This window comes from uncultured Oxalicibacterium sp. (genome assembly GCF_913776015.1).
GTDB lineage: Bacteria > Pseudomonadota > Gammaproteobacteria > Burkholderiales > Burkholderiaceae_D > Oxalicibacterium.
In genome coordinates, this window is sequence record NZ_CAJYMD010000082.1 from 1 (window position 1) to 12899 (window position 12899).

At 55.8% G+C, this 12899-nt stretch carries 10 protein-coding genes, 2 tRNA genes and 1 pseudogene; 4 read left to right on the forward strand and 9 right to left on the reverse strand.

What is annotated here, in order from left to right:
- From QZ725_RS14710 to QZ725_RS14720, 3 genes and pseudogenes are all read right to left on the reverse strand, one after another.
- Nucleotides 1–429: pseudogene (locus QZ725_RS14710) on the reverse strand (phosphoribosylformylglycinamidine synthase); the annotation flags it as partial.
- 214 nt (nt 430–643) lie between these two features.
- On the reverse strand, nt 644–1048 hold the full coding sequence (locus tag QZ725_RS14715; protein ID WP_293781290.1) for a DoxX family protein: 405 nt from the start codon (nt 1046–1048) through the stop codon (nt 644–646).
- A 135-nt stretch (nt 1049–1183) separates the two neighbouring features.
- Nucleotides 1184–2377, reverse strand: a complete 1194-nt coding sequence (locus tag QZ725_RS14720) for an AI-2E family transporter (RefSeq protein WP_293781293.1) — start codon at nt 2375–2377, stop codon at nt 1184–1186.
- 271 nt (nt 2378–2648) lie between these two features.
- Between QZ725_RS14720 and QZ725_RS14725 the strand changes: the two genes are divergently transcribed.
- From QZ725_RS14725 to QZ725_RS14735, 3 genes are all read left to right on the forward strand, one after another.
- Nucleotides 2649–2798 (forward strand): lmo0937 family membrane protein, encoded by a 150-nt coding sequence (locus QZ725_RS14725; protein WP_293781296.1) that lies wholly within the window; start codon nt 2649–2651, stop codon nt 2796–2798.
- Nucleotides 2799–3064: 266 nt separating this feature from the next.
- On the forward strand, nt 3065–4312 hold the full coding sequence (locus tag QZ725_RS14730; RefSeq protein ID WP_293781299.1) for a D-amino acid dehydrogenase: 1248 nt from the start codon (nt 3065–3067) through the stop codon (nt 4310–4312).
- 130 nt (nt 4313–4442) lie between these two features.
- Nucleotides 4443–6008: an NAD(P)H-hydrate dehydratase gene (locus tag QZ725_RS14735; RefSeq protein ID WP_293781302.1), complete on the forward strand. Its 1566-nt coding sequence runs from the start codon at nt 4443–4445 to the stop codon at nt 6006–6008.
- Here the strand turns inward: QZ725_RS14735 and QZ725_RS14740 are convergent.
- The gene (locus QZ725_RS14740; protein WP_293781305.1) at nt 5988–6677 is read right to left on the reverse strand and encodes an ABC transporter ATP-binding protein; all 690 of its coding nucleotides are present in this window, start codon (nt 6675–6677) and stop codon (nt 5988–5990) included. The genes QZ725_RS14735 and QZ725_RS14740 overlap by 21 nt on opposite strands.
- Before the next feature lie 64 nt (nt 6678–6741).
- On the opposite strand from QZ725_RS14740, the gene QZ725_RS14745 reads away from it, so the two are divergent.
- Complete coding sequence (locus QZ725_RS14745; RefSeq protein WP_293781423.1) at nt 6742–7323, forward strand: arylesterase; 582 nt, start codon at nt 6742–6744, stop codon at nt 7321–7323.
- Between the two features lie 186 nt (nt 7324–7509).
- Here the strand turns inward: QZ725_RS14745 and QZ725_RS14750 are convergent, their stop codons facing one another.
- The 5 genes from QZ725_RS14750 to lon all read right to left on the reverse strand — a co-directional run bounded on the left by QZ725_RS14750 (nt 7510) and on the right by lon (nt 12738).
- Nucleotides 7510–9423 (reverse strand): SurA N-terminal domain-containing protein, encoded by a 1914-nt coding sequence (locus QZ725_RS14750; protein ID WP_293781307.1) that lies wholly within the window; start codon nt 9421–9423, stop codon nt 7510–7512.
- 80 nt (nt 9424–9503) lie between these two features.
- A tRNA-Asp gene (locus QZ725_RS14755) sits at nt 9504–9580 on the reverse strand.
- Between the two features lie 42 nt (nt 9581–9622).
- Nucleotides 9623–9698, reverse strand: a tRNA-Val gene (locus QZ725_RS14760).
- 96 nt (nt 9699–9794) lie between these two features.
- Nucleotides 9795–10067: an HU family DNA-binding protein gene (locus QZ725_RS14765; protein WP_188380012.1), complete on the reverse strand. Its 273-nt coding sequence runs from the start codon at nt 10065–10067 to the stop codon at nt 9795–9797.
- Between the two features lie 256 nt (nt 10068–10323).
- Nucleotides 10324–12738, reverse strand: a complete 2415-nt coding sequence (gene lon / locus QZ725_RS14770) for an endopeptidase La (protein WP_293781315.1) — start codon at nt 12736–12738, stop codon at nt 10324–10326.
- Between the last annotated feature and the right edge of the window lie 161 nt (nt 12739–12899).

Sequence of the window (12899 nt, forward strand, 5' to 3'; positions counted from 1 at the left end):
TTCCGTCATGCGGTCGTGCAGCAGCGCCTGCACCTGTTCGATGGCTTCCGGCGACAGCGTTTTTTCGCCGCCCAGCAAACCGGTTTTCATCTGGATACGGTAGCTGATCCCGCGCTCGATGCGGCGAATGTGCTGCATGCCACAATTGTGCGCGATATCGGTGGCCTTGCTGGCCCAAGGCGAGATCGTGCCAAAACGCGGAATCACCACGAATTCTTCGCCTTCTCCACTGGCGTTAAATGGCTCGCCATAGGTGAGCAAACCGTCCAGGCGCTTCTGATCGTCTTCACTGATTGGCGCGGAAGAGTCGACAAAATGTAGAAAACGGCCACTAATATCGGCGATCGAGCCGTCGATCTGGTGAAGTTGTTGCAGCAGACGTTGGGTACGGAAGGCAGACAGGGCGTTGGAGCCTGGCAGAATGAGCATGGCGAGAAGATGGTTGATGCAGGCGTTCATGAACGTCCGCCCGCGTTGAATCAGAAAGCAGAATTATACCGTGACGCCGCTCTGCCCGCGAACAAAAGCCGGCCTGTGTGCGACCTGTATTTAGCCGGCTTGTGGTCTGTTATTCACGACAGTGAGCACACCGCGACGCCTGCGCGCGAGCGCGGCAATAGTGAAAGCGGAATCGGCCCGGACTTCAGTTCCAGCGGCCGCCACGACCACCGATGCTGAAGCGCCCTGCCCCAAGCAAAACGATTGCCAGCGCCGTGAACAGGAACATGCCCTGCAATTCAAGCGACCAGCCGCCTGTCGAATTCAAGGTCCACAACTGCTTCATGTGAACGAGAAAAACGGCAAAAACCATATTACCGGCGATGATAAGCGCGGCCAGACGTGACCAGACACCGAAGATCAACAGCACCGGTGCCAGCACTTCACCGACATAGACCAGATAGCCAACCGCCGCCGGCAGCCCGGCACTGGTGGCAGCACCGATCACGAAACTCGGCCCGCTCAAGATCTTCGCGACACCGTGCAAGAGAATCATGACGCCGAGCGCTACGCGCAGCAGCAGTTTGCCGAGATCGTCCGTATTGTTCATGGCTGGCTCCTTGGAAAGTGGATGCGATGCCGATGGCACTTGCGGCACATCGATGCATTCTGGCTCGCCATCATACGCTGCAAGCTCGCAATGGCAAGGGGTTAGCCAAATCAAGGAAACGACTATCCCGCGCGTCTACTCCCCAAGCAGTTCGGATACGCCATGAAGCTCTTCTACATGATCGGAAACCACCTTGATGATGAAAATCAGTGGAATGCTGAGCAGCATGCCCCAGATGCCCCACAGCCAGGTCCAGAATAATAGCGAAACGAAAACCGCTGCCGCATTCATCTTTGCCATGCGACCTGTCATCCAGGTGGTCACGAAGGTGCCGATGATGGTGGAAATCACCAGCGTCGCGGCCGACACGGCGAGAATCGAGGAGATGGTTTCAAACTGCATGAATGCCGTCAGGCTCATGGCGACGATGATCAGCACCGTGCCGAAGTACGGAATGATGTGCAGCAGAGCAGCAGCTACCGCCCAGGCTCCGGCATTTTCCAGCCCGATCAGTTGCAATGCACCCCACATCAGCAAACCGAACAGCACATTGGTCACCAGCAGAATCAGCATGTAATTCTGGATCGATGCATTGATGGCATCAAGAATTTGAACCGTGATCTTGCGCGAAGACAGCGAACGACCACTGATGCGTACGATCTTGCGCTTGAACAAATCACCAGAGAGCAAAAAGAAAAACACCAGAAAGATCACGATGGTGGCTTGCCCCACAAATGCCACTGCGCCCATCGAACCGGCCCACAGCCATTGCGTGATGTTGAATACCGATTGATCGGTCAGCGACTTTTTGGGCATGGCGCGCATGCCGGCAACCTGATTGGTCGCCTTCTCGATTTCGGCTGCCGCCGCCTGCATTTGCTGGAAGGTACTGACTTCGCCGTTTTGCGCCTCCTTGAGCGAACGCGAAATCTTTTGCGTGGCTTCAGGCAAATCTTTGAGAATCGAATTGAATTCATCGCGCAGGTTATAGGCACCCGCCAGCGTGCCGCAAACGATGGTAGACAGCACCAAACAGGTTCCGATCAGACGCGGGATGTGGATGCGCTCCAGCCATTGCACCAGCGGGTTAAGCGTGTAGGCGAGGAAAATGCCGAAGACCAGCGGAATGAAAAAACTGTGCCCGGCAGAAAGCGCCACGATCACTGCTACCGTGGCAAGGATCTTCAGGCTCAGGCCACGCGCATCCACGGGAAAATGCATCATTGGCGTGCGCGCATTACCAGCGGTGGCAGTCGCTGGTTCTTGTGTCGAATTCCGCGCTGCTACACTTCCCGCTACCGGGCTCTTTTCTGATTTTTCTTTTGACATGTTGTACTCGAATTGGCGATGTCCACACCTGTCATCGCTGTTAGATAATGCGCCTATGGCAACTGCAATAATGTTCGCTAACGTACAGATTGCAACAGGATCACGGCGATAGACTGGTTTCCAATCTGAAAGGATGTCTATGCATTTCTTCAGATGCACGCCGCCTTCGGACGAGTTGCTTGAAACGGTTTTTTGGTTATCCAGAAGGTCACTTCAAGCCCTTGGGAACGATGGCGCATTCAGGGAAATAACAACCAGGAAAGGAATCGCCATGCTCTACACCATTGCTGTCGTACTGCTGATCCTCTGGCTGCTCGGTTTGGTCAGTTCCTATACCATCGGCGGCTTTATTCATATTCTGCTGGTCATTGCGATCGTGCTGGTTCTGCTGCGCATCATCAGCGGCCGCAAGCCCATGTAGACGGGGTATCTGCTCCTGACAAAAAGCCGCCTTCGGGCGGCTTTTGTTTTGGCTGAAACGTTTATGGAAATACCGACGTATAGAGGGTTCGAATCCCTCCGTCTGATCCAAAGTGCATTCTCAGCTCCTGCACAATCGCGACAGTTGTTGCCATAACGCCCGAAACGGATCGTGGATGACAGACATTGTGCAAAAATTTCCCAACAGCTACTGCGCATCGCGTCCCGGCTTGGTAACATGGCGCCTTGTTTTCAGGAAGGATGTACATGCAGGTCGCGGTTATCGGTGCAGGTGTCGTTGGCGTATGTACCGCTTATTTTCTCGCCGAAGCCGGTCACGAAGTCGTGGTCATGGAGCGCCGCAATCATGTGGCCGAAGAAGCCAGCTTTGGTGATGCGGGCCTGCTCGCCTGCGATGCGGTCGCGCCACTGGCTGCACCAGGCATGCCGGCATCGGCGCTTTCGCTCCTGCGCAAAGCCAATTCGCCCTTCCTGATCTCGCACAAATGGGATACCAGCGTCTGGCGCTGGCTACGGCAGTGGGCACGGGAAACGGATCTCGCGCACTACCAGATCAACCGCGAACGCATGCATCGACTGGCAGCCTATAGCCACCAGTTGATGTTGCAGTTGCGTGAACATTACCAACTGGATTACGAGCAGAACGCCGGCCTGCTGCAGGTATTTCGCAGCGAGCAGGAATGGCAACAGGCACGCATCGCCATCGATTTCCTGCAAGCCGCAGGCGTGGCGCATAGCGCGCTTTCTGCCGAACAGACTCGCGCACTCGAACCGGGACTGCATGCGCATACACCGCTAGCCGGTGCCTTGCATCTGCCCGATGCAGAATCAGGCAATTGCCCCTTGTTTGCACGCCAAATGCGCCAATTGGCGCAAAAGCTGGGCGTGGAATTTCATTTCGGCTGCAATGTACGCAGCATCCGGCAATCGCATCGTGGCGTCATGCTCGAAGTCGATAGCGCACATTATTCAGCGGACGCCGTCGTTCTTGCCACGGGTGCCGATAGCGGGACGCTACTGCGCTCACTCAAACTGTCCGTACCGATAATTAGCGCCCGATATCATGCCGCCACGGCAACGATCCGTAATTTCGATGCCCTGCCCCTGAACGCCTTGATGGATGAACACCATAAGGTCTCGATCACGCGCCTTGGCAACCGACTGCGCGTAGCCGGAATGGCCGAACTCGGCAAACGTAACGACAAGGCACGCGACACAGCCATCAATACCTTGCTCAAGGTTGCCTACGACTGGTTTCCCGATGCCAGCAACTACAACGCAGCGACATTCTGGAGCGGCAGCAGCCTGACGCTGCCCGACGGCGTACCACTGTTGGGTGCCTGCAATGTGCGCAATGTCTTCCTCAATATCGGCCACGGGTCTGCCGGTTGGACCATGGCTGCCGGTGCAGGCAAGCTGGTTGCCGATAGCATCTCCCAGCGCGCCACGGATATCGATGCGGACGGATTGACCGCCTTGCGTTACGCAGGCTGAAAAAGCAACTCGGCTAGAATCAACTAACGGCATTGCATCTGTTTCATTCACCAGCTATGCCCATCTGCCCAAAGTGAGTGCAGTATGCGGGCAGGACAGCCGCTCTCCATTCCGTCGTGCACGAGTTTTCATGATGCCTATTCAAACGCTTTATCCGGTCGGCGCTATTCGACGTATCGAAGAAGCCGCCCTGCGCAGCTTGCCGCCTTTCAGCCTCATGCAGCGTGCCGGCGCTGCCGGCGCACAACTCGCGCTGGAAATAGTGAGCGAACGCATGCAGGGCGCGCAGCGTCCTCCCAACATTCTCATTCTGGCCGGCCCCGGCAACAATGGTGGCGATGCGCTGGAAGCCGCCCATCTGCTGGCTTCGTCCTGCGAAGTCTCGGTAATGCTGCTGGGCGCCGCCGACACACTACCGGCCGATGCGCAAATCGCCTTGCAACGCGCCAACGCCAGTCATCTGCATTGGCTGGAGGCAGACGCACTGCACATCACGGACCAGAAATGGGACCTGATCATCGACGGCGTGTTCGGCATCGGCCTCGCGCGGCCGATCACCGGAACGATTGCCGCATTGATCAATCACGTCAATGCCAGTAATGTGCCTGTACTCTCGCTTGATGTACCGAGCGGGCTCGATGCCGACACCGGCAATGTGGTCGGGAAGGAGAATGGTTGCGCCGTGCATGCCACCGTTACGCTGACGTTCATCGGCGACAAGCCCGGCCTGCATACCGGAGATGGGCGCGATCATGCAGGCGAGGTACGTGTCGCTTCCCTCGATATCGATCCTGCCTACTTGCACGCAACCCGCATGCAAGTAGGCAGCATTGCGCATTTCAGCGAGCAGCTCAAACCGCGTCGGCATAACAGCCACAAAGGTACGTATGGCGATGTCGTCATTCTTGGTGGTGCGCCGGGCATGCTGGGTGCGGCGGTACTGGCTGCACGTACGGCGGCCAAACTCGGTGCCGGGCGCGTTTACATGGCGACGCTGGACCCGCAATTCGCGCTGGACGTGCAACAGCCCGAAATCATGTGTCGTTCTGCAGAGGAACTGACGCTGGACCAACATGCCCTGATCGTCGGCCCCGGTCTTGGCACCACGCGCGCCGCGCAAACCATCGTTGCCAAGGCCTTGCAGGCGAACAGCCCGCTGGTACTCGATGCTGACGCTCTGAACCTGCTCGCCCTTGAACCCGGTTTGCAAAAAAAACTGGGCGTTCGCCATCAGCCAACAATCTTCACGCCGCATCCACTCGAAGCAGCACGCCTGCTCGATTGCGACACGGCCGCCATCCAGGCAGACCGTATTTCTGCCGCACGCACATTGGCTTCGCGCCTGCATGCGACAGTCATTCTCAAGGGTTCTGGTTCGATCACTGCGGAACCGGGTGAAGGCCGCATCGTCATCAATCCGACGGGCAATCCGGCATTGGCAACCGCAGGCGCTGGCGATGTCTTGTCAGGTGTGTGCGGTGCCCTGCTCGCGCAGAACTGGCCCGCCTGGCAGGCTGCCGTTGCGGCCGCCTGGTTGCATGGTCATGCTGCAGATCAGCTGGTGGCGCGCGGCATTGGCCCGATTGGCTTGACCGCAAGTGAACTGATTCCAGAAATCCGTCTTGCACTCAACCAATTGATCGCCACGCAAGGACGTGATTACTCCATCAATCGCTCAGACCAGTCGTCCGGCTGAAATCGTGATGGTGCGTTTGCACAATGCGGCAATCGAAGTATCGTGCGTCACCAGCACCAGCGTCGATTTACGCTCGTGATTCAACTCGAACATCAGATTGATGACGGCCTCGCCGGTTGCCGCATCGAGACTGCCGGTCGGTTCGTCGGCAAATAGCAGAGGGGGTTCGCTGACGAATGCGCGAGCCAGTGCGACACGCTGCTGTTCGCCACCCGACAGATATTTGGGGTAGTGCCGTAGTCGAGACGACAAACCTACGCGTCCCAGCATGGCCTCCGCCTTTGCCTTGGCATTCGGGTCGCCGCGTAACTCAAGCGGCAGCATGACGTTTTCCAATGCGGTCAAATGCCCCAGCAACTGGAAGGACTGAAAGACGAACCCCAGTTGGTTTTTGCGCAAACCTGCGCGGCCATCTTCATCCAGTTCGAAAATATCCGTTCCCGCCAGTCGAACTGTTCCGGCCGATGGTGTATCCAACCCTGCAAGTAGACCAAGCAAGGTCGACTTGCCGGAACCGGAGGCGCCGACGATGGCCAGCGTGTCACCCGCCTCGACGGTAAAATCGACACCACTCAGAATGGTCAATTCGCCGGTCGCATCGGCTACACGTTTGGTCAGATTGATCGCTTCGATTGCAGGAACTTGAGAAGAAAGAAAGGATTCAGGCATGCGTCACAAGATTGGTCGATATTTCTCGATGAAGGAATGGCTGTGCAGCGGTTTGCTGGTAGCGATGATGACACTGTCGATGCATGCCCATTCTGCATCAAAAGTCGTGCTCGTGCTTGGTGACAGCCTGTCTGCCGAATACGGCCTGGCGCGCGGTGAAGGTTGGGTGAGTCTGATGGAAAAGCGCATGGCAACCGAAAAGGTGCCAGCCACCGTCGTTAATGCCAGCATCAGCGGTGAAACCACGAGTGGCGGACGGGCACGGCTGCAAACTCTGCTGGAGCGTCACAAACCGAATGTCGTGGTGATCGAACTCGGTGCCAACGACGCCTTGCGCGGCCTGTCGCTCCCGGCCACACGCGAGAACCTGTTGGCCATGACGCGTAGCGCACAAGCCATCAAGGCCAAGGTGGTGTTGGTCGGCATGCAAATTCCACCGAACTACGGCGGCGACTACACGCGCCAGTTTGCAGCCGTCTTCCCTGCTGTCGCCAAGGAAACCAATGCCGTCTTGGTGCCGTTCATGCTCAAGGGCGTGGCTGAAAAACCGGAACTGTTTCAAGCGGACCGCATTCATCCCGCCCCTGCGGCCCACCCGATCATCCTCGACAATATCTGGCCGAAACTCAAACCATTGCTGCGTTAAACGACATGTGAACACATGGATAGCTGGCAGACCCCTGCGCATAGAGAACGTATTGATGTTCCCCGCACAGTTATCCTGGTTTAGCTAGCCATTGCCGCAATTCATTTGACTGCACAACCCCGAAAACAAAAAGCCGCGTCGAAACGCGGCTTTTTTATGATCTGATCAATCGCGAGTCACGATCGATCATTCGCTTTCGCTGGCCTTCGCCTTGATCGGCTTCACGATCTTCACCTTCGAACGATCTTTCAGTACATCGATGTAAGCCAACGTTTCCTCTTGTGCCAGCACTTCAGTGATCTGCTGCTTCTCAGCCTCACGCTTGGCCTTGTCGATCGTGGTTGGCTGCATCACACGCGTCACACGCACAACGCTATAACCATTCGGCGCTTCGACGCCAACATATGCCGGCAGCTTGCTGGTATCGGCTTTCATCACGGCCAGGAACAAGGTCGGATTCACATTCTGGCTCTTGGCACGCGAGAAGGTCTGCGATGCACTGAAGCCACTGCCATCGTCATGCCCTTTCAGCGATGCCAATTTGGCCTCGCCTGCTTTCTTCGCCAAAGCCATCGCCTCGGCCTGCACGACACGTTCACGGACTTGTGCTTTCACTTCCTCGAACGGACGCTTGCTGGCAGGTTTGTGCTCGGCCACACGACCGGCGATCAGCGTATTCGGTGCAATCTCGACGGCTTCGGTATTGCGCTTGTTACGCAAGGTATCGTCGGAGAACAATGCCGAGAGGAAGCGCTGGTTGTTGTATGGCGCATCGGCTCCCGCAGCCTGGTTGCCCTGACGCGTCAAACCGCTGGCCGACTGGATCGACAGTTGCAGCTTTTCGGCAACCGGTTTCAGGCTTTCGGATTGCTCGTAGACGGTGTTACCAAACACTTCAGCGGTTTCGGCAAATTTCTTGGCAACCAGTTGCTTCTTGATTTCCTTGGTGATCTCGCCCTTCACTTCCGCCAAAGGACGTGCGGATGCGGCCTTGATGCCCGTCACCTTGATAATGTGAAAGCCGAAATCCGATTGCACCAAAGGACTGATCTCGTCCTGCTTCAGTTTGAAAGCGGCATCTTCAAACGGCTTGACCATCATGCCGCTGCCAAAGAAGCCCAGATCGCCGCCACGTTCCGCAGAACCCGGATCGTCCGAATTCTTCTTGGCCAGTTCGGCGAATTGCTGCGGATTCTGCTTCAGCGTTTCCAGCAGCTTTTCGGCTTTCGCCTTGGCGGCCTGCTTGTCCGCTTCCGGCGCGTTCTTGTCCACCGCAATCAGGATGTGGCTAGCACGACGCTGTTCCGGCACGCCATAGTGCGTTTTGTTCTGCTCGTAATACGACGCGATGTCGGCATCGCTGACATTGACCTGCGAGGCAAGCGCATCGGCACTCAGCACCACGTATTCGATCTTGACCTGCTCCGGCACATTGAAGGCATTGCTCTTGTCGTAATACGACTGCAGCATCTCGTCCGTTACCTTTACCTGCGCAACATACTCGGAAGCCTTGAACAGCAATTGCTGCGCGTCACGCTCCTGCTCGTTCAACTCCGAGAGGCGCTGCGCCAGCGAGACAGGCGCAAAGGCCGTCGTCTGGATCGCCGCATTGACTTGCTGGATCGCCATGTCCTGACGCAGACGTGCTTCGAACATCGCTGGCGTCATGCCTTGCGCAGCCAACAGCGCCTTGTAGCGATCGATGTCGAACTTGCCATCAGGCAGCGTCAAACCGGCCATACCGCCAATCGTCTGTTGCAAACCACGATCCGAGACCGACAAGGCATTGCGACGCGCTTCCGCTGCGAGAACACGACGTGCGATCAGATCATCGAGAATCTCCTGCTTGGCTTCCGGCGTATCGAGCATGCTGGCATCGAACTGTGCGCCGAACATCTGGCGCATACGATCGGCCTGCTCGCGTTGTGCGGCATCCAGTTCCGGCTGCGTGATTTCCTTGCCATCGACCTTGGCAACGGTGTCACGCGCATCGCCCATGCTCATGTAGCTTTCAAGACCGAAAAACGCGAACGAAGGAAAAACGATGAGCAACAAAAGCAGCATCATCAAACGCTGGTGGGAACGGATATATTCAAACATGACTAACCAATCACTGATAAAGCATGATGCATGCGTTGGATGTAAAAAAAGGCGAACTTTCGTTCGCCTTTTCTTTTTCTTGGCGGAGTGGACGGGACTCGAACCCGCGACCCCCGGCGTGACAGGCCGGTATTCTAACCGACTGAACTACCACTCCTGAACTGCTTGAAGATTCCTTGCGAGTCTGACGGAGCGTTGGTGGTGGGTGCTGAGAGGCTCGAACTCCCGACCTACGCCTTGTAAGGGCGCCGCTCTACCAACTGAGCTAAGCACCCAAGCGCTTGACCCGTCAAACATACAGCGTTGTCACCACGCCGCAAAGACAAAAGATTTTACAACAGGACTGCGTAATTTGCACTACGCAAATCGCATTAGTTGACGGCGTCTTTCAGAGCCTTGCCTGGTTTGAACTTAGGCACTTTAGCCGATTTGATTTTGATCGCTTCGCCAGTGCGTGGGTTACGGCCGGTACGAGCAGCGCGTTTGCCAACCGAGAACGTGCCGAAACCAACGAGGGTCACGGTGCCATTCTTTTTCAGCGTGGTCTTGACTGCACCAATGATGGAGTCGAGAGCGCGGGTAGCAGCAGCTTTGGAAATATCGGCGGAACCAGCAATGTGGTCGATCAATTCGGTTTTGTTCACTAACGTCCCCTCAAAAAGGTTGAATGCCGCACATCGCCAAACCAATCAGGAATCACGATCGTGCGGTGGCAGCAAAATCTGCAGCAGGTATTAAACAAGCGGCAACGCCATGTGTCAAGCGGTTTGCCGCAGTTTCTCCTCTGAAAACCCGCATGTTTGCGTTTGTTTTTACATCGATTGCGCACCATGCTTTCCTGTCGGTACGCATGGTCAAAAAAAAAAGCGCTCCGAAGAGCGCTTTTTCAGACACAAGAAATCAATGCTTGATCTGCGGCGACTCCGATGTCTCTGCAGGCTTGGCAACGGCGTTATCCACCGCGCTGACTTCCTCTTCCGACAAGGGCTGTGGCGCACGTTCCAAGGCAATTTCCAACACCTTGTCAATCCAGCGCACAGGCACGATTTCGAGCTTGTTCTTCACGTTATCGGGGATCTCTGCCAGATCCTTGACGTTCTGCTCGGGAATCAGCACGGTCTTGATGCCGCCACGATGCGCTGCCAACAGTTTCTCTTTCAAACCGCCGATCGGCAATACTTCGCCACGCAAGGTGATCTCACCTGTCATCGCCACATCAGCACGCACGGGAATACCGGTGAAAACCGATACCATCGCCAGCGTCATCGCAATACCGGCAGATGGGCCATCTTTCGGTGTTGCGCCTTCGGGCACGTGAATGTGGATATCATTCTTCTCGAAAGCTTCCGGCTTGATACCCAGCTTCTTCGCACGACTGCGCACCACCGTACGCGCTGCTTCGATCGACTCCTTCATCACATCGCCCAGCGTACCAGTGCGAATGATGTTGCCCTTGCCCGGCATGCTGACCGATTCGATCGTCAACAAATCGCCACCGACTTCGGTCCACGCTAGGCCGACCACCTGACCGATCTGGTTTTCCTTTTCGGCTACGCCGAAATCGAACAGCCGTACACCGAGGAACTTGTCGATATTCTTCGGCGTGACACTGATCTTGCGATCCTGCTTTTTCAGCAGCAGCATCTTCACGACCTTGCGGCAGATTTTCGAGATTTCACGCTCGAGCGAACGCACACCCGCTTCGCGCGTGTAGTAACGAATGATGTCGCGAATCGCTGCCTCGCTGACGCTGATCTCGTCTTCCTTCAGACCATTGTTCTTGATCTGTTTCGGCAACAGATAGCGCTGCGCAATGCTGGTCTTTTCATCTTCGGTGTAACCCGACAGACGAATCACTTCCATACGATCCAGCAATGCAGGCGGAATGTTGTACGAGTTCGAAGTCGCCACGAACATGACGTCCGACAGATCGAAATCAACTTCCACGTAGTGATCCGAGAACGTATGGTTCTGTTCAGGATCCAGCACTTCCAGCAAGGCCGACGATGGGTCGCCACGAAAATCCATGCCGAGCTTGTCGATCTCGTCCAGCAAGAACAGTGGATTGCGCACACCAACCTTGCTCAGGCTTTGCAAAATCTTGCCCGGCATTGAACCAATATAGGTACGACGATGGCCGCGAATCTCGGCTTCATCGCGCACACCACCCAAAGCCATGCGGACGAACTTGCGGTTCGTGGCACGCGCGATCGATTGCCCGAGCGATGTTTTACCCACACCTGGAGGACCGACAAAGCACAGAATTGGCGCTTTCACCTTGTCAACACGCTGTTGCACGGCCAGATATTCAAGGATACGTTCTTTGATCTTGTCCAACCCGTAGTGATCCGATTCGAGCACTTTCTCTGCATTCGACAAATCGTTGTTAACCTTGGATTTCTTCTTCCACGGCAAACCGATCAGGGTATCGATAAAGTTGCGTACGACGGTCGCTTCGGCAGACATCGGAGACATCAGCTTGAGCTTCTTGAGTTCGCTCTGTGCCTTGGCCAAGGCTTCTTTTGGCATTTTGGCAGCAGCGATTTTCTTCTCAAGTTCTTCGAGATCGGCACCATCTTCGCCCTCACCCAACTCTTTCTGGATGGCCTTGACCTGCTCGTTCAGGTAGTACTCGCGCTGCGATTTTTCCATCTGGCGCTTGACGCGACCACGGATACGCTTCTCGACTTGCAGGATATCCAGTTCGCCTTCGAGCTGACCAAGCAAATGTTCGTAACGCTTTGCAACGTCAAAAATTTCTAGAATGACCTGCTTCTGTTCCAACTTGAGTGGCAAATGCGCGGCGATTGTATCGGCCAGACGACCTGCGTCATCAATGCCGGCCAGCGAAGTCAGAATCTCTGGCGGAATTTTCTTGTTGAGTTTGACGTATTGATCGAACTGCTGAACGATCGCGCGGCGCATCGCCTCGACTTCGGACTCGTCACCCGCTTCGGATTCGATCGGCGTCAAGTCGGCAACGAAATGCGTATCGAGCTCGCTGATGTGATGAATGCGTGCGCGCTGCGCGCCTTCGACCAGCACTTTCACAGTGCCGTCAGGTAGCTTCAGCATTTGCAGAATGTTGGCAACGCAACCGATTTCGTAGATATCGGCAGCGGAAGGTTCGTCCTTGGCAGCCGCCTTCTGGGCCGCAAGCATGATGCTCTTGCCTTGCTCCATCGCAGCTTCCAGTGCCTTGATGGACTTGGGACGACCGACAAATAGCGGTATCACCATGTGCGGAAAGACAACGACATCCCGCAGTGGCAATAACGGCAATTGGGTTTGTTCGAGAGTAGTAGTAGTCGTCATGGCGAGCCTTATCGATAAACGTGTTGATGATGTTGGCGCGAATAGCCCAAACACAAGCCCGGACAGCAAACAAAAACGCAATTTTTCCAACAAAAAAGCCACCTACGAAGGGAAATCTTCGAAGTGGCTCTACGATGGAAGCCTAAATTGTCGTTTGCTGG

What these genes read in the sequence shown, in the direction of transcription:
- QZ725_RS14715 (WP_293781290.1), bottom strand. Translation starts at nt 1,048, where the DNA reads ATGAACAATACGGACGATCTCGGCAAACTGCTGCTGCGCGTAGCGCTC.
- QZ725_RS14720 (WP_293781293.1), bottom strand. Translation starts at nt 2,377, where the DNA reads ATGTCAAAAGAAAAATCAGAAAAGAGCCCGGTAGCGGGAAGTGTAGCA.
- QZ725_RS14725 (WP_293781296.1), top strand. Translation starts at nt 2,649, where the DNA reads ATGCTCTACACCATTGCTGTCGTACTGCTGATCCTCTGGCTGCTCGGT.
- QZ725_RS14730 (WP_293781299.1), top strand. Translation starts at nt 3,065, where the DNA reads ATGCAGGTCGCGGTTATCGGTGCAGGTGTCGTTGGCGTATGTACCGCT.
- QZ725_RS14735 (WP_293781302.1), top strand. Translation starts at nt 4,443, where the DNA reads ATGATGCCTATTCAAACGCTTTATCCGGTCGGCGCTATTCGACGTATC.
- QZ725_RS14740 (WP_293781305.1), bottom strand. Translation starts at nt 6,677, where the DNA reads ATGCCTGAATCCTTTCTTTCTTCTCAAGTTCCTGCAATCGAAGCGATC.
- QZ725_RS14745 (WP_293781423.1), top strand. Translation starts at nt 6,742, where the DNA reads ATGATGACACTGTCGATGCATGCCCATTCTGCATCAAAAGTCGTGCTC.
- QZ725_RS14750 (WP_293781307.1), bottom strand. Translation starts at nt 9,423, where the DNA reads ATGTTTGAATATATCCGTTCCCACCAGCGTTTGATGATGCTGCTTTTG.
- lon (WP_293781315.1), bottom strand. Translation starts at nt 12,738, where the DNA reads ATGACGACTACTACTACTCTCGAACAAACCCAATTGCCGTTATTGCCA.